This window comes from Gemmatimonas aurantiaca T-27 (assembly GCF_000010305.1).
Taxonomy (GTDB): domain Bacteria; phylum Gemmatimonadota; class Gemmatimonadetes; order Gemmatimonadales; family Gemmatimonadaceae; genus Gemmatimonas; species Gemmatimonas aurantiaca.
This window is the reverse complement of record NC_012489.1, coordinates 3,753,051-3,777,558: the sequence shown is the minus strand read 5'-3', so window position 1 is coordinate 3,777,558 and position 24,508 is coordinate 3,753,051. Positions and strand designations below refer to the sequence as shown.

General features: G+C 65.2%; 17 protein-coding genes. 10 read left to right on the top strand and 7 right to left on the bottom strand.

Features of this window, described 5'->3' with window-relative positions:
• Positions 1-7 precede the first annotated feature (7 nt).
• Entirely contained in the window at positions 8-1,963 is a 1,956-nt protein-coding gene (locus tag GAU_RS16310) for a propionyl-CoA synthetase (protein WP_269446060.1), read from the bottom strand.
• Positions 1,964-2,061: 98 nt separating this feature from the next.
• Between GAU_RS16310 and GAU_RS16305 the strand changes: the two genes are divergently transcribed.
• Positions 2,062-2,577, top strand: coding sequence for a hypothetical protein (locus GAU_RS16305; RefSeq protein WP_015895001.1), 516 nt, complete (start codon positions 2,062-2,064; stop codon positions 2,575-2,577).
• 196 nt (positions 2,578-2,773) lie between these two features.
• Here GAU_RS16305 and GAU_RS16300 read toward each other — a convergent pair whose 3' ends face one another.
• The 4 genes from GAU_RS16300 to GAU_RS16285 are packed head-to-tail and all read right to left on the bottom strand — an operon-like array spanning position 2,774 to position 7,803.
• Positions 2,774-4,462, bottom strand: a complete 1,689-nt coding sequence (locus GAU_RS16300) for a dihydroxy-acid dehydratase (protein WP_015895000.1) — start codon at positions 4,460-4,462, stop codon at positions 2,774-2,776.
• Entirely contained in the window at positions 4,459-5,364 is a 906-nt protein-coding gene (locus tag GAU_RS16295) for an NAD(P)-dependent oxidoreductase (RefSeq protein WP_015894999.1), read from the bottom strand. The genes GAU_RS16300 and GAU_RS16295 overlap by 4 nt, the downstream gene beginning before the upstream one ends.
• Entirely contained in the window at positions 5,364-6,134 is a 771-nt protein-coding gene (locus tag GAU_RS16290; RefSeq protein ID WP_015894998.1) for an SDR family NAD(P)-dependent oxidoreductase, read from the bottom strand. The genes GAU_RS16295 and GAU_RS16290 overlap by 1 nt, the downstream gene beginning before the upstream one ends.
• Before the next feature lie 7 nt (positions 6,135-6,141).
• Positions 6,142-7,803, bottom strand: coding sequence for a serine hydrolase (locus GAU_RS16285; protein WP_041265620.1), 1,662 nt, complete (start codon positions 7,801-7,803; stop codon positions 6,142-6,144).
• Between the two features lie 29 nt (positions 7,804-7,832).
• Between GAU_RS16285 and GAU_RS16280 the strand changes: the two genes are divergently transcribed.
• The 3 genes from GAU_RS16280 (at position 7,833) to GAU_RS16270 (ending at position 9,322) form a co-directional block, all read left to right on the top strand.
• Positions 7,833-8,081, top strand: coding sequence for an FmdB family zinc ribbon protein (locus tag GAU_RS16280; RefSeq protein WP_041265619.1), 249 nt, complete (start codon positions 7,833-7,835; stop codon positions 8,079-8,081).
• The gene (locus GAU_RS16275) at positions 8,051-8,725 is read left to right on the top strand and encodes an EVE domain-containing protein (protein WP_197526002.1); all 675 of its coding nucleotides are present in this window, start codon (positions 8,051-8,053) and stop codon (positions 8,723-8,725) included. The genes GAU_RS16280 and GAU_RS16275 overlap by 31 nt, the downstream gene beginning before the upstream one ends.
• Before the next feature lie 120 nt (positions 8,726-8,845).
• Complete coding sequence (locus GAU_RS16270) at positions 8,846-9,322, top strand: hypothetical protein (RefSeq protein WP_015894994.1); 477 nt, start codon at positions 8,846-8,848, stop codon at positions 9,320-9,322.
• Between the two features lie 239 nt (positions 9,323-9,561).
• Here GAU_RS16270 and GAU_RS16265 read toward each other — a convergent pair whose 3' ends face one another.
• Positions 9,562-10,632, bottom strand: coding sequence for an NADH:flavin oxidoreductase/NADH oxidase (locus GAU_RS16265; RefSeq protein ID WP_015894993.1), 1,071 nt, complete (start codon positions 10,630-10,632; stop codon positions 9,562-9,564).
• A gap of 186 nt (positions 10,633-10,818) precedes the next feature.
• Between GAU_RS16265 and GAU_RS16260 the strand changes: the two genes are divergently transcribed.
• The gene (locus GAU_RS16260) at positions 10,819-12,423 is read left to right on the top strand and encodes a Na+/H+ antiporter (RefSeq protein ID WP_015894992.1); all 1,605 of its coding nucleotides are present in this window, start codon (positions 10,819-10,821) and stop codon (positions 12,421-12,423) included.
• 17 nt (positions 12,424-12,440) lie between these two features.
• On the opposite strand, the gene GAU_RS16255 is transcribed toward GAU_RS16260, so the two are convergent.
• Entirely contained in the window at positions 12,441-13,478 is a 1,038-nt protein-coding gene (locus GAU_RS16255) for a putative inward rectifier potassium channel protein (RefSeq protein WP_015894991.1), read from the bottom strand.
• A gap of 142 nt (positions 13,479-13,620) precedes the next feature.
• Between GAU_RS16255 and map the strand changes: the two genes are divergently transcribed.
• The 5 genes from map to recD are packed head-to-tail and all read left to right on the top strand — an operon-like array spanning position 13,621 to position 24,503.
• Positions 13,621-14,364 carry a type I methionyl aminopeptidase gene (map, locus tag GAU_RS16250; protein WP_015894990.1) on the top strand — a complete coding sequence of 248 codons (744 nt, stop codon included), beginning with the start codon at positions 13,621-13,623 and terminating at the stop codon, positions 14,362-14,364.
• Between the two features lie 54 nt (positions 14,365-14,418).
• Positions 14,419-15,738: a Zn-dependent hydrolase gene (locus tag GAU_RS16245; RefSeq protein ID WP_083765722.1), complete on the top strand. Its 1,320-nt coding sequence runs from the start codon at positions 14,419-14,421 to the stop codon at positions 15,736-15,738.
• 49 nt (positions 15,739-15,787) lie between these two features.
• Complete coding sequence (locus tag GAU_RS16240; RefSeq protein ID WP_015894988.1) at positions 15,788-19,093, top strand: exodeoxyribonuclease V subunit gamma; 3,306 nt, start codon at positions 15,788-15,790, stop codon at positions 19,091-19,093.
• A complete protein-coding gene (recB, locus tag GAU_RS16235) occupies positions 19,090-22,722 on the top strand; it encodes an exodeoxyribonuclease V subunit beta (protein WP_015894987.1) in 3,633 nt (1,210 codons plus the stop codon). The genes GAU_RS16240 and recB overlap by 4 nt, the downstream gene beginning before the upstream one ends.
• Positions 22,719-24,503, top strand: coding sequence for an exodeoxyribonuclease V subunit alpha (recD, locus tag GAU_RS16230; protein ID WP_052574505.1), 1,785 nt, complete (start codon positions 22,719-22,721; stop codon positions 24,501-24,503). Before recB ends, recD begins: the two co-directional genes overlap by 4 nt.
• Positions 24,504-24,508: the final 5 nt, after the last annotated feature.

Below are 24,508 nucleotides of genomic sequence, written 5' to 3'. Positions count from 1 at the left end.
AGGAGGATCAGCCGCCGATCGCCGTCCTCGGATTCCCGGCGAGTCCCAGCGTCTGCAGTGCCTTCTGAATTTCGTCGAGCACAGTTGGATCCTCGATAGTAGCAGGAACCGATACGCTCTCGCCATCGGCAATTGAGCGTACCGTTTTCCGCAGGACCTTGCCGGACCGGGTTTTGGGCAGACGGGACACGATGGCCACCATGCGAAAATTGGCCACCGGACCGACCAGATCACGCACGCGTTGCACCAGCTCCGCTGTGACGACGGCGTGCTCCCGTGTGACACCGGCCTTGAGGACGACCAGCCCCACCGGTAGCTGCGTCTTGAGCGGGTCCCGTATGCCGACCACGGCGCACTCGGCCACATCGGGGTGCCCGGCAAGCGCCTGTTCCATGGCACCCGACGAGAGGTTGTGCCCGGCCACGATGATGATGTCGTCGACCCGGCCCATGATGAACAGGTAGCCGTCTTCGTCGATGTACCCGCCGTCTCCCGTGAGATAGTGTCCGGGATAGCGGGACAGGTAGGTGTCGATGTATCGCGCGTCGTCGCGCCAGAGCGTCGGGAGCGTGCCTGGCGGCAGGGGCAGGCGGATGGTGACGGCGCCCTCCCGGTTCGGGGGCAGGGGGTGGCCTTCGTCGTCGAGAATCTCGACCACATAACCCGGCACCGGCTTGGTGGGTGACCCCGGCTTCACGGGGAAGGTGGTCAATCCCAGGCAATTGGCCGCAACGGGCCATCCCGTCTCCGTTTGCCACCAGTTGTCGATGACCGGTTTCTGGAGCAGCGCACGGGCCCAGTGATAGGTGTCGGGATCGAGCCGTTCACCGGCGAGGAACAGCGTGCGCAGCCCGGACGTGTCGTAGCGCGCGTGGTGCAGACCGTCGGGATCATCCCGCTTGATGGCGCGGAAGGCCGTGGGCGCCGTGAACAGCACCCGCACCTGATGCTCCTGAATCACACGCCAGAATTCGCCGGCATCCGGCGTACCCACCGGCTTGCCTTCGTGGACCACCGTGGTGCACCCCGCCAGCAGCGGTGCATACACGATGTAGGAGTGTCCCACGGCCCAGCCAAAGTCGGAAGCGGCCCAGAACACTTCGCCGGGCGACATGCCGAACACGTGTTGAATGGACCAGTGCATGGCGACGGCGTGGCCGCCGTGATCCCGCACCACCCCTTTGGGTTTGCCGGTCGTGCCGGACGTGTACAGGATGTACAACGGATCGGTGGCCGCGACGGGCACACATGGCACTGGTTCGGCGTTGGTGACCGTCTCCTGCCAATCGTGATCGCGTCCGGCCGTCAGTTCACAGCGGTGCACATCACGCTGCAGCACGATGCAATGCGCGGGTTGGTGCGCAGCGATCGTCAGGGCCTGATCGAGCAACGGCTTGTAGGGTACGATGCGCTGCACTTCGATCCCGCAGCTCGCCGTGAGAATCACCTTGGGCTCGGCATCATCGATGCGCACCGCGAGTTCATTGGGCGCGAACCCGCCGAATACCACGGAATGCACGGCGCCGAGGCGTGCGCAGGCATACATACCGATGAGTGTTTCGGGCGTCATCGGCATGTAGATGATCACCCGATCCCCACGCTCCACCCCAAGAGCTCGCAATGCCCCGGCGCATCGCGCTACCTCGTCCTGCAGTTCGGCGTAGGTGATGATCCGCTTCGTACCGGTGACGGGGCTGTCGTAGATCACTGCCGGTTGTGCGCCGCGCCCAGCCAGCACGTGACGGTCGATGGCGTTGTAACAGGTGTTCAGCATGCCGCCTTCGAACCAGCGATAGAGCGGCGCGGCACGGTCATCGAGCACACGATCCCACGGACGGTCCCAGTGCAGCGCGTTCGCTGCTTCGCTCCAGAAGGCGACCGGATCGGAGAGGGCCTGTTGATAGGCGATGTCGTAGGCGGTGGGATCGGACATGCGGCGGCTCGTGATTGGGGTGGGAATCACAAGTTCGGAAGCGTGTGAGGGTGTGTCGAGGGCTGCGACACGTGACGCAGTGATGGATTCGGGGTTTCGGGTTCGGTGGGTGTTGGGCAACTTCCATCATGATCGCGAACCTGATTCTTCCGGCGGTGCTCCTTCCCGCACTCGGCGCCGTGCTCCTTTCGCAGCCCCCCGCGCGCACGGCGTTGGCTCAACCGCTGTGTGTGGCGGCCGACGCCTTTCTGCGTACGGACCGGAACATGAAGACCGTGATCGAGCCCGATACCGTGAACGACTGGCGCACCCGCAAGCGCGTGCAGGGATGCAAGATCTCGGCGGCGGGTGGCAGTACTCGCGGCGTGCAGCCGGAAGCGGTGTTTTTCTTCGAACGTATCCGTGCGGTCGGATGGGTGCGGACGCCCGATCCCCGCGATGCGCCCACCGAAGCGTCGCTGCGCTTCCGCAAGGATAGCGCTGACTGCCTGTTCAACTTCTACGGTCCCGAGATGATGATGACCGATGGCGAGGAACAGGCCGGGCAGGCACGTCCGCTCGCGGCCGGCGAAGTGCGGTATCACGTGTACGCGATGTGTCTGCCGGCCATGCCTGCTGCGCCGCGAGATACCAGCGAGCGCTGAAAAGCTGGTACAGCGGGGGGAACACAGAGCACACAGAAACAGAGCAGAAGGCACAGATACAACCAGAACAATTTGAAAGAAGGGGAGCAATCCGGTTCTTGCTCCCCCGTTACTTTTTCAGTTCAAGTTTTTGTTGTATCTGTCTTTCATCTGCTTCGTTTCTGTGCCATCTGTGTTCCCCCCGCTGTACAAGTAGTTACAGGCCGCTGTGTGTGGTCGCTCCGAGATGCGCGGGGCCAACCAGCTTCAGGTACTTCTGCAGTAGCCCGCCGCGCGCATGCGCAGGGATCTGATGGGCGGGAAGCGCCGATAGTCGTGCAGCGAGCGCTTCATCGCTGAGTTCCACGCGAATGCTGCGTGCATCCGGCCGCGCATCGATGGTGATGATATCACCGTCACGCAGCACGGCGATCGGGCCACCGTCGGCGGCCTCAGGTCCGGCGTGGCCGATGCACAGGCCTCGGGTGGCGCCGCTGAAACGGCCATCGGTGAGTAGCGCCACTTTGGCGCCCATGCCCTGACCGTACAGCAGGGCGGTGATGCCCAGCATCTCCCGCATGCCGGGACCGCCGCGCGGTCCTTCGTTGCGGATCACCAGCACATCGCCGGCAGCATAGAGCTGGTCGCGCACCGCGACCAATGCCGCCTCTTCACTCTCGAACACCCGTGCCGGTCCACGGTGCACCAGTGTGCCCAAGCCGGCGGTCTTGAGCAGGGCGCCATCGGGGCAGAGGTTACCATGCAGCACGGTCACGCCACCATCGGCCGACAATGCCTGCTCCACGGCATGCACCACACGTCCGTCCACCGGCGCGGCGTTTTCGAGTTCTTCGGCCAGCGTACGTCCTGTGAACGTGATGCAATCACCGTGCAGAGCGCCTGCGTCGAGCAGCGCACGCAACACCACACCAGCGCCGCCGGCGTAGTGCAGGTCACGCGCCAGGTATTTACCGCCCGGCTGCAGATCGGCGATGAGTGGCGTGCGACGAAACACCGCGGCCACATCATCGAGGGTGAACGTGATACCGGCTTCATGTGCCATCGCCGGGATATGCAGCGCGGCGTTGGTGGATCCGCCGGTCGCCGATACCACCGCGCAGGCATTCTCCAACGCGTCGCGGGTCACGATATCCCGTGGACGCGGTGCATCGGCCATCACGGCGCGCATCAATGCCGCTGCGGCGCGACGCATGAGCGGGGCACGTTCACTGAAGACTGCGGGCACCATGCTCGAACCAATCGGTGCCAGTCCGATGGCTTCCGACACCATGCCCATGGTGTTGGCGGTGAACTGGCCGGCGCAGGATCCCGCTGTCGGCAGGCAGGCATGGGCGATCGCTTCGAGCTGCTCGGTCGTGGCTTCACCGGCGTACACCTTGCCGATGGTCTCATACGTCTCGGCCACGTTGGTGTCACGTCCCTGCCAATGTCCGGGCAGTGCGGCCCCCCCATGCACGAACACCGATGGCACGTTGCAGCGCAGCATGCCCATCATGAGGCCGGGCAGGTTCTTGTCGCAGCCGCCAATCGCGAAGATGCCGTCCCACTGATGCCCTTCGGTGCTGGCTTCCACACTGTCGGCAATCAGCTCGCGTGACACCAGCGAGTAGCGCATGCCGCTGTGTGCGATGGACAAGCCATCGGACACCGACACCACCGGACATTCGTGCGGCATGCCACCGCCGGCGTAGATGCCCGTCTTGGCATGCTGCGCCTGGTCGCGCAGGTTCATGTTGCACGGACTCATCTCGCCACCGGTGTGAAACACGCCGATATGCGGACGCCGGATCTCTTCAGCGCTCTGCCCCAACGCCTCGAGAAATGCGTGTGTCGTGGCGCGAACCGTGCCTTCGTAGATCGTGGCCGAACGGAATCGACGGGTCACGACGCCGGGTGCTGCGAAGTAGCGTTGCGCGTGAGGCGAATCAGTCGCGAGGCATCTCCATCGGCGCCGATGTCACTGGCGGCAATGGCTTCGCGGTAGCGCTCGAGTGCTGCGCGTGTGACGGGAATGGACGCGCCCACTTCGCCGGCCAAACGGCCCACCTGTTCGATGTCCTTGCGGAACGTGCCCACGGCGCCGAGCCGCGGCGTGTCGATGTTGGCCGCCATGCGCGGGCCGAAGATCTGCAGAGGCAGCGAATCGGCAAACCCACCGGCCAGCGCCGCCGGCAACTTTGACGCATCCACGCCCGACTTTTCGGCAAACGCCAGCATCTCCGCAATGACCATGAGGTTGCACGCCACGATCTGCTGGTTGCAGCTCTTGGTCAACTGACCGGCGCCATTGGCGCCCATGTGTGTCACGCGCTGCGACAGCGCATCGAACACCGGGGCCGCGTGTGCAATGTCGTCCGCCTCACCACCGGCAAAGATGATCAGACGGCCCGCTCGTGCCGCCGGCACGCCACCAGATACCGGTGCGTCGATCCAGCGTGCACCGGCTTCGCTGTGCAGGCGTGTGGCCATGCGCTGTGTGGCATCCGGTGCAATGCTCGACAGATCGACCAGCAATTGCCCAGCGCGCATGGCACTCGCAATACCGTTTGCGCCGAAGAGCACATCTTCCACCGCGCTGGTGTCGGTGAGACAGATGCAGACGATGTCCACCTGCTCCGCGAGCTCACGCATGCTGCCGGCGGCCGTAGCGCCGGCGGCAAGCAGCGGCGCGAGCTTTTCGGAGGAACGATTCCACACCACCACCGAACGGCCGCATTCGAGCAGTCGTTCCACCATGGGGGCGCCAATGAGGCCCGTGCCGATGAAGCCGATCGTGGATGTGGACATCAGCCGTTGAGGTGCAGGCCGTTGTCCATGCGGATGATCTCGCCTGTGATGCCCGGCGGGCCGGCGATCAGGAAGATCGTCAACTCGGCCACTTCCACCGGTGTCAGCAACCGCTTGAGCGGCTGTGTTTCGAGATACTTGGCTTCCACGGCCGCCAGCGCTTCGGTTTCGAGCACACGGCTGGGCAATCCGCCCGCCACATAACCCGGTGCGATGGCGTTCACGCGAATGTGCGGCGCCAGTGCGCGGGCCATGGAGATGGTGAGGGTGCTGACGGCGCCCTTGCTGGCCGCGTACGCCACCGACGAGCCCACACCCGAAATGCCAGCGATGGACGAGTAGTTCACGATGGCCCCACGGCCACTGCGCTCCAGTCCGGCGCGGCAGGCGCGGATCATCTGGAACGTGCCGAGCACGTTGACGTTGTTCGTGCGGCCAAATTCGCTCGACGGCAGCGCCTCGAGGTCGCCATGCGGAATGAATCGCGTGGTGCCGGCGCAGTTCACCAGGCCATCGAGCTGGCCCATGTGGTTTTCGAAAGCCGCAGCGGCAGCGCGGCAGGAGGCATCATCGGTGACATCCACTTCGACCACGAGCGCATCCTGGCCGATCGCCTGACAGGCGGCCACCACGGCGTCCGCTTCGGCGCGTGTGTCAGGCAGGGTGCACACGCCGACACGCCAGCCGGCGCGCGCAAAGGCGGTGGCGCACGCCGCGCCGATACCGGTGGCGGCGCCGGTGATGAGGACTGCGGGAGAGCGATTGGTCATGAGGCGATCAGGGGATGCGTGTCGACACGAAGTCCCAGACACGCGCAGCACCGAAGTGCATGGCGGTCACACGGCCTTTCGCATCGCGGGTGAACCAGACGGCATTGGACGGGCCGTCGAAGGCATCACGGAAGGTGGGAGAGAGGGTCTCGCTGAGACCGGCCCGTGGGCTCACCGTGAGCGCGCCGTTTTCCACGGCCACCGTGAACGTCGTGCCAATCTCATCGCTGCGATACCGACCGGCATACGCGGCGAGTTCGGTGGGCGTTGGTTTCGCTGTGGTCTCGGCGCGCCATGTGTACACCACCGAGTCACCGTCGCTGGTGACCGTGCGGATGGTGCGGGTGCGGCCGTCCTTGTCCATCGCCAACCGAATGCGCTGGCCGCCCATCATCAACGTGCCGTCGCGCAATGCGCGGATGGGTGTGTTGCCCTGCCGGAGCAGACCGCCGGCGGTATCTAGCACCGTGACTTCGTGCCAACGACCATCTTCGTACAGACCCCGCCACGCTCGCAGTGCATTCTGATCGGCCGCCACGGTGTCGAGTGCGGCCGCACGCGGCAATTCGGGATGCAGGGCGTCCACCAACTGGCGGGTGGAGCTCGTGGGGTTGGCGCCGGCCACATTGCACAATACGGCAATGGAGAGATCGCCGAGTTCGGGGTAGCGGGCGAGATAGGTGGAGTAGCCCGCCGTGGACCCGGAATGCGCGACTTCCCGGGTGCCGCGGTACTTGCCGACCGTGAGGCCGAGCGCGTAGGCGATCTCGAGGCCGTTGGTGAGGCGCATCTGACGCGTGAGGGAGTCGACCACGCCGGCGCCAAGGGTCTTCTTCGTGAGTGAGTTGTTCCAGCGCAACCAGTCGCCCACGGTGGTGAGCAGGCCACCGGCGGCGATGATGTTGTCGGTGGGCATGTCGATGCTGAACCCCGTGCCTTCACGGGAATAGGCCTGCGCGAGGCCGGGCACAATGCGCGTATAGTCGTCGCGCCACTGCGTGTGCGTGAGGCCGAGCGGCGCAAAGAGACGTGCCTTGCTGAACTCCGCAAACGTCTTTCCACTCACTCGTTCGACGAGGGTGCGCAGCAGAAGGAAGCCGGAGTTGGTGTACGAATAGTGCTCACCGACGGGGTAGTTGAGCGCCTTTTGTGCCGTGATGACGCTGTACACGTACGGCTGGGTGTGCACGCGTGTACCGCGCGGCCAGCCCTGCCAGGCCATCAGATTGCTCCACTCCCGCAGGCCGCTGGTGTGGGTGAGCAGATTGCGCACGGTGATCGTGCGCCCGTACAGCGGTAACTCGGGGAGATATTTCCGCGCGTCGTCTTCCAGCGCGACTTTGCCGTCGGCCACCAGGACCATCACGGCGGCGGCGGTGAACTGCTTGGCCACCGAACCCGATTCCAGAATCGTGGCCGGAGTGATGGGGCGCTCGCCGGCCAGGTCCGCCATGCCATAACCACGTTCGAGCAGCGTCACGCCACCGCGTGCCACACCCACGGCACAACCCGGGCTGTGCGTGGTGTTCCACGCGGCAAAGATGCGATCGGCCGTGGTCACCAGATTGACGGACTGGGCGCGGAGCGGAGCGGCGGCTGCCAGGGCAGCCAGCAGCGTGGCAACGGTGAGGTGGGCGGGCGCGGCAACGCGCAGCAGAAGGGGGCGCATGACGCGAATGTATCGCGTATCTTTCAGCCATGCCCATCTACGTCTATGAAACGCTCCCCGAGGCGCAGGGGGAGGCACCTGAGCGCTTCGAAGTGCGCCAGGCGATGTCCGAAGCGCCACTCACGGCTCATCCCGAATCGGGACGACCGGTGCGCCGGGTGCTCTCCGGTGGTCTGGTGACTTTCACCAATGGCGCGAGTGGCGACAGTTGCGCCATGCCGTCCGGTCGAGGACTGCCGGCCATGGGATGTGGCGCGGGCAACTGCTGCATGAACTGACCGTGCCGGCCAAGAAGGCGGCGGCCAAGACGGCGGCCAAGACGGCGGCCAAGACGGCGGCCAAGACGGCCGCGAAGCCTGCGGTCACGAAACAGGCGGCGAAGAAGGCTCCCCAGTCGGCTCCCTACGAGCAGGGAGCCTGGGCCTCCGTGTTTGCGCCGCGCGCAAAGGGTGAGCGGCGCTACTGGCTCATCAAGTCCGAGCCGGATGTGTTTTCCTTCGACGATCTGATGCAAGCGCCTCAGCGCACGACGTGCTGGGACAGCATCCGCAATTCGGGGGCGCGCAATTTTCTGCGCGATGGCATGAAGGTGGGCGATCGCTGCTTCTACTACCACTCCAACGCCGAGCCGTCGGCGATTGCGGGTGTGTGCGAAGTGGTGCGCGAAGGGTATCCCGATCACACGGCGTTCGACCCGTCGCACGAGTACTACGACGAAAAGTCCGATCCGGCCATGCCGACCTGGTTCATGGTGGATGTGAAGGCCGTTGCCGCGTTCAAGACCTTGGTGACCCTCCCCCAGATCAAGGCTGATCCCGCGCTCGCCGAGATGGCGCTGCTGCGGGTGAGCCGTCTGTCGGTAGTGCCCGTCACGGCGGATGAGTGGGCCCACGTGTGCGCGCTGGGCGGCGTGAAAGTGTAGGGGTTTGGTATGGGGGCAGGCGGACCCCGGATCGCAGGAAACCCTCCGATGTCGACTCGTGACTGACCCGACGCAACCAGTGGTTTGTGTCGGGTCACTCATTTTCGGACGAATCCCTCCATGTCTCGTTTTCTGGTCACACTCGTTGGCGCGGCGGCGGCCGCCGCCCTGGCCGTCGCTCCCCTTGGCGCCCAGTCTGCCACTCCACTGGTCGGCAAATGGACCGTCGAATGGGAAGCCGGCCGTCGCGTGGAGAACGGAGTGCCTTCTCCCATCCACTCCACGGGCGTACTGACCGTCGTGACATCGGGCGACTCGCTGCTCGGCACCATGGATGTCACGAAGCGATCCGATGGCTCGGCGCCGCCCAAGCCTTTCACGATCAGCGGACGGATGACGGCAGCCGGTGCCGTTTTTCGTCAGATCTCGCAGGCGCGACTGAACATGAACGGCGAGGAAATGACGCGCGAAGCCATCACCACCTGGACCGTGCGCGCCAATGGCGATCAGCTCGAGGGCTCACTGACCCGTGAGATCACCGGACTGCAGATCAACGCGGATCCCACGCCGATCACCGGGAAGCGGGCGCCGGGCTGATCGCGGCGAGTTTTGGTGTAGGGGCGAGCAGGGGAGGCGCCCTGCGGGCGTGATACCAGCAGGATCAACCGCTGGATACCCGCAGGATGAACATCGGGAGATAGGGATGTTGATGGGTCCATCTCAATCCCCATCAAGTTGTTCTATCCTGCTGGTATCCAGCGGTTGATCCTGCTGGTATCGCCGCCGAAGGCGGCCCCTCAACGCTCGCCCTGCCCACAATCTCAGTCGTCGCGAAGCTACCGTGGCCGCGCGCGCAGGTACTGTGACGGCCACGATCCAGCGTCGCCGAGTTGATGTGCGGCCAGCAGCGGCCAATGCGGATTGCGCAGGACCTCTCGGGCCAGCAGCACCATGTCGGCGTCGCCGTTCGTGATGATGTCCTCGGCCTGCTGTGCTTCGGTGATCAGGCCAACGGCTGCCGTGGGGATCTTGCCCTCATGGCGAATGCGGCGCGCAAACGGCACCTGATAACCAGGGCCGATCGTGATCTGCTGATGTGCCGCGAGGCCGCCGGTTGAGCAGTCGATGAGATCGACTCCCAAGGCTCGCAGGCGGTCGGCGAGTTGGATGGACTCCTCGATATCCCATCCGCCATCGGCCCAGTCGGTGGCCGAGATGCGCACGATCACCGGAAGGTTGTCGGGCCATACGCCACGGACCGCGGCGGACACTTCGCAGGCAAGCCGGATACGGTTCTCGAACGAGCCGCCGTATTGATCGGTGCGCTGGTTGGCGAGCGGAGACAGGAACTGGTGGATCAGGTAGCCGTGTGCCGCATGCACCTCCGCCACCTGGAATCCGGCGTCCAGGGCTCGGCGGGCGCCGGCGACAAAGGCCTCAACGACCTGCGCGATGCCGTCGAGCGTGAGGGCGTGCGGCTGCGGATAGTCGGGGGCAAACGCCACCGCACTCGGCGCCATCACATTGTCCCAGCCCCCCTCTGATACTGGCGCTGCACCATGTCCGGACCATGGGCGACGGGTGCTGGCCTTGCGGCCCGCATGGGCCAGTTGGATGCCAGCCACGCTGCCTTGTTCGTGAATGAAATCGGTGATGCGTCGCAGCATCGGCACGTGTGCATCGGACCAGATGCCAAGGTCCTGGGGCGAGATGCGCCCTTCGGGCAAGACGGCCGTGGCCTCGGTGATCACGAGGCCCGCACCACCCGAGGCAAAAGCCCCGAGGTGCACCAGATGCCAATCGGTGGCCATGCCGTCGGTGGACGAGTACTGGCACATCGGCGAGACGCCCACGCGATTGCGCAGGGTGACACCACGAAGTGTGAGCGGCGAAAAGAGCGCGGACATTGTGGATCGGGCTGTGGTGACACCATGGGTACCCTCGGGCGCGGACACCCTGCTTCTCGCAATATGGGGAGGCGCACCACGCTCAACAGGTGGCCTGCCGAGGCGTGACACGCCACTGGAGTGCAAAGGGGCGTCCGGGTCGACAGATTCGGGAGCATCACCGCCTCTTCACTTCAGCACCCTCGCGTGAACTCGCATTCTCCCATCCTGATCGGCATCGCGTTCGCGGCCCTGGTGGCTGCGCTCACCGCGTTCGGACGCCGCTTGCCGGTGCCGGCGCCGGTGCTACAGGTGCTGGCCGGCCTCGCGCTCGGGTTCATCCCGAGTGTGACGGTGCCCGAACTGGAACCCGATCTCGTCTTCTTCGTGTTCCTGCCGCCCATCCTCTGGGCCGCGGCGTACTTCACCTCGTTGCGTGAGTTCAAGGCCAATCGCCGACCGATCGCGCTGTTGGCGATCGGGTTGGTGGTGGTGACCACCGTTGGTGTGGCGGTGGTGGCCCGCGCGCTGTTCCCCGGGATGCCATGGGCGGTGGCCATCGCGCTGGGCGCCATTGTCTCGCCTCCCGATGCCGTGGCGGCTGCGGCCGTGGTGTCGCGCCTGCCGGTGCCACGTCGCGTGATCGTGATTCTCGAGGGAGAGAGCCTCGTCAACGATGCGTCGGCCCTCGTGTTGTATCGGTCCGCGGTTGTCGCCGCCGTGGCCGGCGTGTTCAGCTTCGGCGAATCGATCGTGCGGTTTTTCGTGGACGCCGGCATTGGCACGTTGATCGGCCTGGCTGTGGGATGGCTGATCATTCGTGGCGCGCGGCGGACACGTGATGAGCTGGCCGAAACCCTGCTCATTCTCGCGGCACCCTATGCGGCCTGGATGCTCGCTGAAACGCTGCACGTGTCGGCGGTGCTCGCCTGTGTGGCCGGTGGTCTCTACACGCGCCAGCATCTCTCCACCGCGGTCGGCCCCAAGTCGCGTCTGCAGTCGAACGCGGTGTGGGATGTGCTCGTGTTCGTGCTGAATGCGATGATCTTCGTGCTACTCGGCATGCAATTCGCCAAACTGCTCCGCACCAGTGAAGCGGCGGAATTGCCGGAGCTGCTCATGCCCGGGCTGGTGATTTCGATCGTGGTGATCGTGGTGCGTCTGTTGTGGGTGCCGATCGCCACCTATCTGCCGCGCTGGCTCGATCGTTCGATCGCGCGACGTGACCCCGCGCCACCGGTGCGGTCGCTGGTGCTGGTGGCCTGGACGAGCATGCGTGGCATCGTGTCGTTGGCCACGGCGCTGGCTCTCCCGCTCACGCTGGCCGATGGCAGTGCGTTCCCGTTTCGCGAGCAACTGCTGTACGTGACGATGGTGGTCATCCTCGTCACGTTGGTCGTGCAGGGCTGCTCGCTGGCGCCGATCATTCGGTCATTCAAGTTCGCGCCGGAAACCCGGCAGCATGACGAAGAACGGTTCGCCAGGCTGGAAGCAATGCGCCGTGCTGCCGAAGAGCTGGAAGACGCCGCGCGGGAAGGCTCCCTCAGTGAGGCAGACGTGGCCTGGCTCCGGCATGAACTGCGCGAGCGCAAGGAACATCATCGCGATCCCCATGGGGCGCATGCACGCCACGAGGTGCGGGCGCGCATGCGGGAAGCCGAACGCCGCTTGCTGGTGCGGCTGCGCAATGAGGGGGCCATCTCGGACGAGGTGCTGCGCGAATTGGAACGGGAGCTGGACTTTGACGCCCTGCGCGGCGAGCACGTGGATGCCGGGTCCCATGGCGCAGTGGCCCACACCGCCGCGCGGTAGGGCCACTACACGGCCGATCAGGCGCTGATGGGAGCGCCTTCGGCCGGCGCCGGGATGCGGGTGGTGCCTTCGGGCAGTCGATCGAAACGACTCAGACGATCCACATCGATGGCCAGTGCGTCGTCACCGGCGGTCGTGAAGATGTTGGCAAACTTCGCATCCCAGCTGACCTCATCCCATCGATAGGACGCCCGCACGGAGACATGCGTGGAGAACGTCTCTTCGTGGGCGGTGATGAGCACGAGGATTTCCGTGTCTCCGCTGCACAGGCGCTCCGGCGTCACGCCACGCATCGGGCTATCGGCGGTGATGGGATGCACCACCGTCCAATGCAGCGGGAAAAACGCCACGTGTTCACGCTCCAGAGTGAGCACGTGGAAGTTGCGTTCGCGCTTGCCATCGATGTCTTCGTACCAGAAGAGATTGACGCTCACCGTCACATCGGTGAGTTCGCTGGGCAACTCGTTCACGAAGCGGAACATCAGTCCACGTCCGCCTTCGTATGGCGCGATCACGGCCGACTCGCTGAAACGCAGACGCGCGCGGGGGCGGGTGAGGCGCGCGATGACAAGGCCGGCGATGATCATGCCGGTGAGCGGACCGATCAGCGACTGCATGATGGTGAGCAGATGAGCGGCGCTGCCCATGGCATGCAGGCCGTCGGTGCCCGTGGTCGTGAACGCGCCCACGCTGTACACGAAGGCCCGCATGAACGGGTCGTCGAGGCCCAAGGTGCCCGCGCCAGCGATTGCGCCACTGCCCAGCGAGCCATAACCCAGCGCAAAGATGCCGTTCATCAGCAGGACCGCGCCCACCGTCCACAGCAGGAATGTGCCCCACGGCACATTCAGCGCGCGCAGGTAGAGATGTTCGGTGCGTTGTCCTCCGAGTCCGAACTTCCGGGCGGTGGCCCGACCGTCTTTGGAGAGGAATCGTCCGCGGGTCTGTTGAGCCACGACCCGGCCGAAGCCCAGGTCGGAATCAGCGGGCGGGGCGGGCGCCGAGATGTCGGCGGCGTCGGTGTCGTTCAGGTGATCAGTTGCGGGCGCGGTCATCGGGCGTCGACAGAGTTCCAGCGGAAGGTGCCTGCTGGAAAGTGCGCCATTCCACGTCGGAAGGCCATCGTTGTACGGTCCAGTGCGTACCGTTGGTCCCCGACCCCGCGCCAACGGCGACGTCACGTGCTAGCGTTGCTGCATGACCATCGAACACGCTTCGGAGCTGGATGCCATGCAGCGGGTGGGGGCACTGGTGGCCCGTACCCTGAACACCATGACTCAGGCCGTGCGCCCGGGAGTCACCACGGGGGAACTCGACGAGGTGGCCGCGGCGTGTGCCCGCGCCGCCGGCGGCCGGTCGGCGCCGCAGCTCACCTATGACTTCCCCGGGTTCACCTGCATCAGTGTGAACGACGAAATCGTGCATGGCATTCCCGGGCCGCGCGTGTTGCGCGACGGGGATGTGGTGACACTCGACGTGACGCTGGAGCTCGATGGATTCATGGCCGACAGTGCGCGCACGGTGATCGTGGGCACGGGCCCTCGTGGTGCGGAGCAGCTCGTACGAACCGCGCATCTCGCCCTCGAAGCCGGCCTCGCGGCGGCCCGCCCAGGCAAGCGGGTGCGCGATGTGGGCGCCGCCATCGATCGCACGGTGCGCAGCTACGGCGCACGGGTGTTCAAGGAATTGAGCGGACATGGCATTGGACGCCAATTGCACGAAGAACCGTCGGTGCCGAACTGGGACGATCCCTCGGCCTCCATGGTGTTGCACGAAGGTTTGGTGATTGCGGTGGAGCCCATGATCGCCGGTCGTGTGGCCCGTGTGGTGGAAGACGATGACGGGTGGACATACCGCACGCACAACGGCACCGTCGCCGTGCACGAAGAGCACACGATCATGATCCGCAATGGTGAGCCGCTGATCCTGACGCAGGTCTGATCGCCGACACGGCGTTCGTCGTTCGTTCATTCTTCCCTATCGCATCGTCCGTCAATGCTTCGTCGCACTTTCCTGCAGCAGGCTGCCGCACTGGCCGCGGTTCCGGCCCTGGGTGGTACCATCGTGCGTGGCTATCGTGGGCAGCCAACGCCACTCCGGGTCAACGGGGAACGCCTGAACGGCATGCTCGCCCAGTTCGATCGCATCGGACGCACGGCAGGTGGCATCAATCGTGTGGCGTACAGCGACGCGGATCTGGCGGGGCGGAAGTTCACGCTCGATCTCTTTCGGCAGAGTGGTCTCACACCGCGGCTCGACACTCTCGGCAACATCATCGCGCGTGTGCCGGGCACCGATGCGAAACTGTCGCCCATCATGATCGGGTCGCACATCGACTCGGTGACCGATGGTGGCAACTACGACGGGCCCGTGGGATCGTTCAGTGCCATTGAGGTGGCCCGGTCGCTGGCCGAGCAGCGGGTGCGGCTGCGGCATCCCATCGATGTGGTGGTGTGGCAGAACGAAGAAGGGGGCACCGTCGGCAGTCAGGGGTTCATCGGCTTGCTCAAGCCCGAGGACCTGTCGAAGGTGGCACGCTCAGGCAAGACACTGCGCGAAGGCATCACGCTCATTGGCGGTGATCCTGACCGCATTGGCGAAAGTGTGAAGCGGAAGGGTGATGTCGCCTGTTACATCGAATTGCACATCGAGCAGGGTGGTTTGCTGGAACGGGGCAGCCGACAGATCGGCGTGGTGGAAGGCATCGTGGGGCTGCGCTGGTTCGAGGTGACCATCAAGGGGTTCTCCAATCATGCCGGCACCACGCCCATGGATCAGCGGCAGGATGCCATGCTGGCCGCGGCGCGTTTCACGGTGGCGGTGAACGAAGCCGTTCGCAGCGAACCCGGGCGGCAAGTGGCGACGGTGGGGCGCATGAATGTCACACCCAACACCACCAACGTGATTCCCGGTCAGGTGGTGATGACCATCGACCTGCGCGACATCGACGGGGCAAAGCTGGAACGTTTCGCGGCGCGCTTTCGTCAGATTGCCAAGGAGATTGGCGACGCGACACGTACGGAATTCAGCTTTGCGATCAACGCCAACAGCCAGCCGGCCTTGGCCGACCCACGTGTGATGGATGTGGTGCAGGCGAGTGCTGCAGCGCTGCAGCTCACCCATCAGCGCATGCCCAGCGGGGCCGGGCACGATGCGCAGGAAGTGGCGCACATCGCCCCGATGGGCATGATCTTCGTGCCCAGTGTTGGCGGGATCAGTCATTCGCCACGTGAGTTCACGAAGCCGGAAGACGTGGCGCACGGTGCGAATGTGCTGCTCAATGCGGTCATCGCTGCCGATCGCGCGCTTGCCTGAGTGAACAACCAGGAACCGGCATGAGCGTCGTGCGCAGGTTGTCGTAGTCGTGGAGACACCCGGACTGCAGGTCGTCACGGGCGATTCGCCGCATGCCCTGTTGGCGGAGCTGGATCGCACGCTGACAACCTGGCCGCTGTCGCCCTTCGACGACGATATCGTGGTGGTGCAAAGCCTAGGTATGGAACGCTGGGTGCGGCAACAGCTCGCCCGTCGTCGTGGTTGCGCGGCATCGCTGCAGTTGCCATTCCCGGCCGCTTTCTGCCGAAAACTGGCCGAGTCGCTGGCGGGTATCGGCGGACCCGGCAACGAGACCGACGCCCCGACGCTCGACAAACGATTCGAGGAGGAAGCGCTCACCTGGCGGCTCTTCGCGTTGCTGAGCGACGAGGACATGCTCGCTGACGCGGTGTACGCGCCGCTGCGTGCATTCCTCGAACAGGCTGATCCTGCCAAGCGTTACGGACTGGCACGCCGCGTCAGTGCGCGGTTCGATGAGTACCGTCTGTATCGTCCGGACATGCTGCTCGCCTGGGAGGCAGGCGGACATGCATCTGTCGAAGGGCCTTTCGACACCGCGGCCGAAAATCCGCATGCGGCCTGGCAGTGCGCCCTATGGCAACAGGTGCTACAGGGAGAGCGGCCGATGCACTTTGCCCGGTGGTTCCTGCACACCATCGAGCGCCTTGAACAGGCGGCGATCAGACCGGTCGGTCTGCCTGATCGCTTGTCGGTCTTTGGCATCTCCACGCTGCCACCGCTGTTCGTGCGCCTGCTGAAGGCGGTGTCGCGTTTCGCAGCAGTGCGCTTCTTCGTGCTGGTACCTGCAGATCCGCAGCTTGTTGGCAGGTCGCCGAACCCCCTGACGGCGCAGTTCGGGCACGCGTCGCAGGAGCTCCTGACGTTGCTTGGTGCGAACGAGCCTGGCGGTTCGCGGCATGTGCAGGCCGCGATGCCCGCCGAGGACTCCGTGTTGCATCATCTGCAGCGTGCCCTGCGTGGCTCGGAGCTCACGCCGACGGCCTGCCTGGTGTCGCCCACCGACCGCTCCGTGAGTGTGCACATCTGCCACTCACCGCTACGCGAGATGGAGGTGTTGCGCGACCAGCTCCTCGATGCGTTCGCCGTGAATCCTGCCCTGCGGCCGCATGACGTGCTCGTGATGGTGCCGGATGTCGAGCTGTATGCTCCACTGGCGGAAGTGGTGTTCGGTGGAGCGATGAGCGAGTCCCGCCCCCGTATTCCGTTTCGCGTGGCCGATCGGGCGCTCGCCCGGGAGTCGGCACCCCTGCAGGCGCTGGAGCTGTTGTTGCAGCTCGTGTCGTCGCGACTGGGTGTGAGTGACGTACTCCACCTGTTGTCCGTGCCTTCCGTGCGGCGGCGCGTGGGAGTTACGCCGGCACAGGTCGAGCAGCTCACTGGCTGGGTGCAGCAAGCCGGCATTCGATGGGGATGGGACGCTGACGATCGGGTGTCACGATTCGGCGTACCGTCGTTCGTCGAGAACAGTTGGCGCCTCGGACTCGATCGTCTCATGGCCGGCTATGCCATGGGGCCCGTGGACGTGCTGGTCGAGGGGCATGTACCAGTGGCGGGGGATCTCGTCGGTGATGCCGAGCTGCTCGGGGTGTTCGTACGTTGGGTGGACGACCTCGAGCGGCATCTGATGCGACTGCGGGAGGCGCGGCCCCTATCGACCTGGTCGACCGTTCTGGCGGAGGTGTTCGCCTGGGCGGTCGTGCCGGAAGGCAGTGCGGAACAGGCGACCATGGCGCAGATCGCCGAGGCCATGCAAGCGCTGCGGGAACCGTCCGGCGCACCGCGCCAGCGCCGGCTGCGCGAGGCGCACGATGTGGAAGATCCCGAGGTCGCCTTCGAGGTGGTCCGCGATTGGATTCTGGCGGCGCTCGACAGCGATGATCATGCCACGGGTTTCCTCACCGGGGGGCTCACGATCTGCGCCATGAAACCGATGCGCGCGATTCCGCATCGGGTCATCGCGATGCTCGGCCTCGACGATCGCAGCTATCCGCGCCGCGAGCGACGGCCGGCGTTCGATCTCATCGGGAGCGCTCGGCGGGTTGGAGATCGTGATCCGCGTACGGATGATCGACAGCTCGTGCTCGACACCCTGCTGTGCGCCGAGGATCGGTTGCACCTGTCGTACGTCGGGCGATCAGAGACGAACAACGCCGAGATCGCCCCCTCCATCGTGGTGGCCGAACTGCTGCAGTACCTGCAGCGCATGGTGCATACGGTCGACAAGGCTCCCCATCCGTTGTTGCGGGTGGAGCATCGTCTGCAGCCATTCAGTACGGCCTACTTCGTGCCAACGGCGACCGATACCGCGCTGTTCAGTTTCGACGATGTGCTTGCGGCCAGTGTCCGCGATGTGACCGAGCGCCGGAAGGCGCCACCCTTCGTGGCTCGTGCGGTGACCCCATTGCACACCGAGGGGGTGATCGCGCTCGACGATCTCATGCTGGCATGGTCCAACCCATCGCAACTGCATGCCGAGCGTACGTTGCATCTGTCCCTTCGTGACCATCGTGATGCGCTGGATGATGTGGAGCCCACGGTGGTGGACGCGCTGCTGCGCACCCGATTGCAGCAGCGTCTGCTCAACGAGGTACTGCACGGCGCTGGTGAGCGTGGAGCCACGGCACGCCTGTCGGCGTCTGGCGAACTGCCACCTGGGCCGCTGGGTGCTGCCTGGCAGCAACGGCTAGCGCAGCAGGTCGATCCACTGCTGCAGCGCGTCGGTCAGCCACGGTTTCTCGAGCCGCTGACGGTCGATCTGCGCGGACACGGTTGGCAGCTCGTGGGGCGACTCGATTACCAGCACGCAGAAGAACAGTGGCGCGTGCGGGCGGCCACACTCAAACCGCGTGATGTCGTGCGTGGCTGGATCGCGCACCTCGCCCGCCAGGCCATGGGCGTCGGTGGCACCACTCGCGTCATGGCACTCGATCAGGAGCTGCGGTTTGCGCCACAGGCAGATGCGATGGTCCTGTTGGAAGCATTGGTGCAGGGCTATCAGCGCATGCTGGCCGAACCAATGCCCTACTTCCTCGCTGCTGCGGTCGCCTATCGAAAGGCGATCGCCACGGCGTCGAGTGGTCGTGGAGCGGCCAAGCCGCCACTCGAAGCCGCGCGGGCAAAGTTTGCGCCCGGCGGGGACTACGGCGAAGGAGATCTCGACGATCCCTACGTCGCATTGTTGTGGCGTGAGCGGGACCCTTTCGCACACCATGCCGATGCCTTTGTCGCGCTCGTCGATGCGTTCTGGGAGCCACTGGAAGCCGCGCAGACGGTGCACGCGGCGTCCGATGTCACCGGGGCATCAGTCAGATGAGCCGTGCGGCAGGTCCGTTCGATGTGGCGCGGTCGCCGTTCCCACCTGGTATCTCGCTGATCGAGGCCAGCGCCGGCACCGGCAAGACATTCAACATCGCCATGAGCGTCGTGCGGTTGCTGCTCGAGCAGGATGCCGCCGGGCAACCGATCGTGAGCGGACTGGGTGGCATCCTCGTGGTCACGTTCACCAACGCGGCCACCGAGGAGTTGGTGACGCGCGTGCGGCGCATGCTGCAGTTGGCCCACGAGGTGTGGTCCGGAGCACTGTATGCGAAGAGCAACTCCGAGATCGAGATTCTGCGCGAGCTGGCGAACGGGCGTGAACCGTGGGCCGCGACGCGGGCCCAGGAGGCCCTCCGAGCCCTCGATGCACTGGCGGTGTTCACCATTCACGGCTTCTGCAAGCGCGTGTTGGATGAATTCGCGCTGGAAAGTGGTGCCCCATTCAGCATGGAGCTGCTGGACGATCCGACTCCACTGATCGAAGAGGCGATGTTCGACTGGTGGCGGCGCACGTTCTACATCGACCCGGCACTCGCTGCGTGGGCGGTACATCGTCAGTGGTCGCCGCTCAGCTTCGTGCAGGACTATGCGATGTGGCGTCGCTGGCCCGATGCCGTGCTCGATCCGATGATTCGCCTGAGTGAAGCACGAAGTGTGCTCACGACCGTTGCGAAACGGATGCTCGACGTCTGGTCGCCGGATTCTCTCCGGGGCACGGCTGCGGCAGTCAAGTGGAACAAGGGTGCGGTGCTGGCCACGGAGGATGGACTGGCCTCGTTGGATGCGCTGATTCAGGAAGCACGCGCCGGCAGCCTGGCGGCGATGCAGGGGCTGGCGGGTGCGCTCAACATCGATGCGCTGCAAGCGAAGGCCAACAAGGTCGGCAAGCAGAATCGCGCGACCGCCGACGGCATTGCCGACTGGCCCATTGCCGTGGCCGCGACGGCGCTTGCGGCCGCCATTCAGCAGCTCGTGCTGGCCGTGCGCGCGGACTGTTTGCAGGACGTGGATGATCGGGTGCGCACGCTCAAACGCGAACGCTCGTTGATGGGCTTCGATGACCTGTTGGGGCAGTTGCATGCGGTGCTGGCGGCGCAGGGCAGCGAGGGGTTGCTGGCCCGCGCCATTCGGCAGCAATTCCAGGCGGCGCTGATCGACGAGTTTCAGGACACGGACAGTCATCAGTTTCACGTGTTCCGCATCGCGTTTGCCGGCCAGCCGCTCTTCCTGATCGGTGATCCGAAGCAGGCGATCTACGCGTTTCGTGGTGCCGACGTCCGGGCGTACCTCGAGGCGGCGCGGCAGGCGTCTCACCGCTACAGCCTCGAATTCAATTTCCGCAGCACGCCACCCATGGTGCAGGCGGTGAATGCGCTGTTCTCGAGATCGACTGCACCGTTCGTGGAACCGGAGATTGCATTTCACCCGGCGACGGCGCGGAATTTTGATCCCAACCCCAAAGGGGTGGCCGGTTCGCATGGGCTGCATTGGCTGTTTGTGCCGCCCGACACTCGAAATGGGAACAGTGTCCCCACGCCAATAGGGCAAGCACGGACGCTGCTGTTCCGCGCATGTGCCAGCAGGATTGCCTCCTACATCAAGCAGGAGGTGCCGCCCGGCCGCATCGCTGTCTTGGTGCGCAAAGGCTTTGAGGGCGTGGAGATGGTGCAGGTGCTCGCTGAGGCCGGCGTGCGATCAGTCGTTTCCGGGCTTGGTGACGTGATGCAGTCGCTGGAGATGGCGGAATTGCAGCGGGTCCTGGAGGCCATCGCGGTGCCACGCGATCCGTCGCGCGTGCGAGCGGCATTGGCCACCACCCTGTGGGGCGCGACCCACGAAGACCTCGTGCGTCTCGCTTCGCCGGAGGGGGAACGTGAATGGGAAGAAATCCTGACCGAGGTGGCGTCCCTGCGCGAGCTGTGGGCCACGCAGGGCACCCTGCAATTGCTCGAACGGTTGTTCGAGTCGCGTGCGGTCGTGTCGCGCTATCTGACGTACACCGATGGTGATCGCCGGCTCACCAATTTGCGGCATGCGCAGGAACTGCTGCATGGTGCGGCGGAGCAGGACGCACTGAGCATCGAGGGCACCCTGCGCTGGCTCGATGCGGCGCGCCGCGAACCCGCCGAGACGCGTGGGGTGCGGGAGTTGCGCCTCGAAAGTGATGACGACGCGGTGCAGATCGTGACGGTGCATCGCAGCAAAGGCCTCGAATACGATCTTGTGTTCTGCCCCACCTTGTGGGGCGTGCGGCGCGTCGAGCCCGATGCTCCGGTGCTGGTGCACGAGCAGGGCCGTGTGGTGTACGATCACGGCTCTCCACGTCTGGCCGAACGCACAGCACAGGCGGAACGCGAGCGGTTGGCTGAGGATTGCCGGTTGGTATATGTCGCGCTCACGCGGGCCCGCTTCCGCACCTATGTCGCGTGGGGGCCGATCGGCAATGCGCCAAACGGCTCCGAGCAGTCGGCCTTGTCGTGGTTGCTCTTCGATGGTGCCGCTGCGCCAGACCGTGACGGACCTGCTGCGGTGGCCGATCAGTTGCGCGCCGCCCCCGATGCGTGGCAGGGCATGCTGCGGTCGCTGGTGGATGCTCATCCATCGCTGATGGCCTTGGATATGGTGGACACGTGGCAGCCGATCGCACCGGTGGCCGCCGCGCCGCAGGCGCCACCGCTCACGGGGCACGCACGGCAACTGCCCTCGGTGCCGTCTCTGCGAGAGCGTTTCTCCACCTTCTCCATTGCGAGCTTCACCTCGTTGACCGCCGGGGTGTACGAATCCCTGCGCGCAGAGATGAGCGAGCAGGTGGCCCGGGATCGGGATGCCCAGCCTGATGCGACGCCCGTCACCACAGTGACGAACGATCCACACGACTTTCGCACCTTCCCGGCGGGCGCCGTACCGGGCACGGTGCTGCATGCGATCTTCGAGCATGCCCACTTCGATGGGAGCCCGGCGGCATGGCAGGAAATTGCCGATAGGGAGCTCCTTGTACTGGGGTTCGACGAAGACGAGCACGAACTGCGCACGGCCAGCACCGTACGCATGATGCAACGACTGCTGCAGGCACCTCTCCCGGGACTCGGTTTTGCCCTCGCGGCAGTACCTGCGTCGCGCACGCGTCGCGAGTGGCAGTTCCTGCTGCCTCTGGCATCCGCCGATCACGTCATGACCCGCCAGGCACTGGCGGCGGTGTTTGCCCAACACGGCGGTGCACATGGCGCGGCCTATGCCGACCAGCTTCGTCGGCTGTCCTTCAATCGCCTGCACGGATACCTGACCGGCTTTGTCGATCTGCTGTTCGAGCACGAAGGCCGGTGGTATGTGGTGGACTGGAAGTCCAACCAGCTCGGGGCCGACAACGGGGCGTACAAATCCTCGGCGCTGCAGACCGTGATGGACGACCACCACTACACATTGCAGTACCATCTGTACCTGGTCGCGGCGCACCGGTTTCTCGCGCAACGTGTGCCCGATTATGACTACGACACGCACATTGGTGGGGCCGCCTACGCCTTCCTGCGTGGGTTTGCTGACGCGTCAGTCGATGGCACCGGTTGGTTTGTGCATCGGCCACCGGCGGCGCTCATCCGCGCCCTCAGCGCGGCGCTCGGCGCATGAGTCATCCACTCGTCGGCCAGGCCGCCGCATCGACGCTGGAGGTGTCGCGTCTCGACGAGGCCTTCGCCGATCTCGTGGTGCGTATGGCCGCCGTGCAGGCGGGCACCACCGAAGCGCTGCTGGCCCGTGAAGTGCTTGCCAATACCGCACTGCTGGTCAGTGCTGAACGTGGCATGGGCAACAGTTGTGTGGACTTGGCCGCGCATGCCGGCCGCATCATCACGTTGGGGAGCCGCACGGTGCAGTTCCCCGCACTGGATGACTGGGGTGATGTCCTGCGAGCGAGCGGAGTGTGCGCGCGTGTGCCTCACACGCAGGATGCCAACGTGCCCCTGTTTGTGCTCGAAGGCACACGACTGTACCTGCTGCGGTATCATCGCGCCGAGGTGCGTCTGGCCGAAGCCATCGTGCATCGGGCGCAGCAGGCCACACCCGTGGAAGCGCTGCCGGACACGCCGCGATTCCACGCACTGTTCCCGGCGGTGGATGGTGTCGTCGATTGGCAGGCGCGTGCGGCTGCCACGGCTCTCGCGTCGCCACTGGTGTTCGTGACGGGAGGGCCCGGCACCGGCAAGACCACGGTGGCGGCGCGCTTGCTGGCACTGCTGCTCCATCGTGATCCCACGCTGACGTTTGCGCTGGCTGCACCCACCGGGCGAGCGGCGGCGCGGCTATCCGAGGCCATCGGCGCAGCGGCGCTGCGTGACGCCCTTCATGAACTTGCTCCATCGCTACCTGGCGTGTCCGGCAAGACATTGCATCGTCTGTTGGGCTACCACACGGCCACCCAGCGATTCCGTCATCATGCACAACGGCCTCTGGCCGAAGATGTGGTCATCGTCGACGAGGCCAGCATGATCGACGTGCTGATGATGGATGCGCTGTTTGCCGCACTCAAGCCGTCCGCGCGTCTGATCGTATTGGGTGATCCCGACCAACTGGCCAGTGTGGACACGGGGTTCGTGCTGGGTGATGTCACGCGGGCTGCGCACGATGCCGTGAAAAGCTCGGCGATCAGGCGCTCGGTGGTGCGACTGGCATACTCCTGGCGATTCGGCCAGCAGGTCGGCATTGGCCTGCTGGCCGAAGCCACGCGTGTTGGCGAAAGCCAGCAGGCCATGCGGGCGCTGCAGGACACCGCACTGACGGATGTCGCATGGCAACTACCGCATCGGAGCGCGCAGGAGCTGCTGGCGCCGGTGGAGCCGCATGTGCAGGCATTCCTTGCCACTGATACGCCGGTGGCCGCACTCGCTGCTCTGGCACGATTCCGTGTGCTCTGTGCGCTGCGTGATGGCCCCGGTGGTGTGACGGGGCTCAATGCACTGACCGAGGGTTGGCTGCAGCGGCAGGGACGTGCTGTGATGGGATGGTATGATCATCGACCGGTGCTTGTCACGGCCAATGACGCGGCCACGCAGCTCTACAACGGTGATGTCGGTGTCACGCTGGCCATCGATGGTGTGCCCATGGTGCACTTCCCGGCGTCTGACGGTGGGGTGCGATCCTTCATGCCATCACAATTGCCGGCCCACGAGACGGCATGGGCGATGACCGTGCACAAATCACAGGGATCAGAATTCGATCATGTGCTGGTGGTGCTGCCGGAAGCGGACAGTCGTGTACTGACCCGCGAGTTGCTCTATACGGCCGTGACCCGGGCTCGCCGATCAGTCACCATCAGCGGCAGTGACCGAATGATCGAAGCCGCGATCCACCGATCGGTGGTGCGCGGCTCCGGTCTTACGGATCGATTGTTGGCACAGGCTGGCGCGTCATAGCGCCG

Bases quoted from the DNA above. Each gene is read 5' to 3' on its own strand.
- GAU_RS16255 (WP_015894991.1), bottom strand. From the start codon at position 13,478: ATGACCGCGCCCGCAACTGATCACCTGAACGACACCGACGCCGCCGAC.
- GAU_RS16305 (WP_015895001.1), top strand. From the start codon at position 2,062: ATGATCGCGAACCTGATTCTTCCGGCGGTGCTCCTTCCCGCACTCGGC.
- GAU_RS16270 (WP_015894994.1), top strand. From the start codon at position 8,846: ATGTCTCGTTTTCTGGTCACACTCGTTGGCGCGGCGGCGGCCGCCGCC.
- GAU_RS16295 (WP_015894999.1), bottom strand. From the start codon at position 5,364: ATGTCCACATCCACGATCGGCTTCATCGGCACGGGCCTCATTGGCGCC.
- GAU_RS16275 (WP_197526002.1), top strand. From the start codon at position 8,051: ATGTGGCGCGGGCAACTGCTGCATGAACTGACCGTGCCGGCCAAGAAG.
- GAU_RS16280 (WP_041265619.1), top strand. From the start codon at position 7,833: ATGCCCATCTACGTCTATGAAACGCTCCCCGAGGCGCAGGGGGAGGCA.
- GAU_RS16265 (WP_015894993.1), bottom strand. From the start codon at position 10,632: ATGTCCGCGCTCTTTTCGCCGCTCACACTTCGTGGTGTCACCCTGCGC.
- GAU_RS16290 (WP_015894998.1), bottom strand. From the start codon at position 6,134: ATGACCAATCGCTCTCCCGCAGTCCTCATCACCGGCGCCGCCACCGGT.
- map (WP_015894990.1), top strand. From the start codon at position 13,621: ATGACCATCGAACACGCTTCGGAGCTGGATGCCATGCAGCGGGTGGGG.
- GAU_RS16245 (WP_083765722.1), top strand. From the start codon at position 14,419: ATGCTTCGTCGCACTTTCCTGCAGCAGGCTGCCGCACTGGCCGCGGTT.
- GAU_RS16285 (WP_041265620.1), bottom strand. From the start codon at position 7,803: ATGCGCCCCCTTCTGCTGCGCGTTGCCGCGCCCGCCCACCTCACCGTT.
- recB (WP_015894987.1), top strand. From the start codon at position 19,090: ATGAGCCGTGCGGCAGGTCCGTTCGATGTGGCGCGGTCGCCGTTCCCA.
- recD (WP_052574505.1), top strand. From the start codon at position 22,719: ATGAGTCATCCACTCGTCGGCCAGGCCGCCGCATCGACGCTGGAGGTG.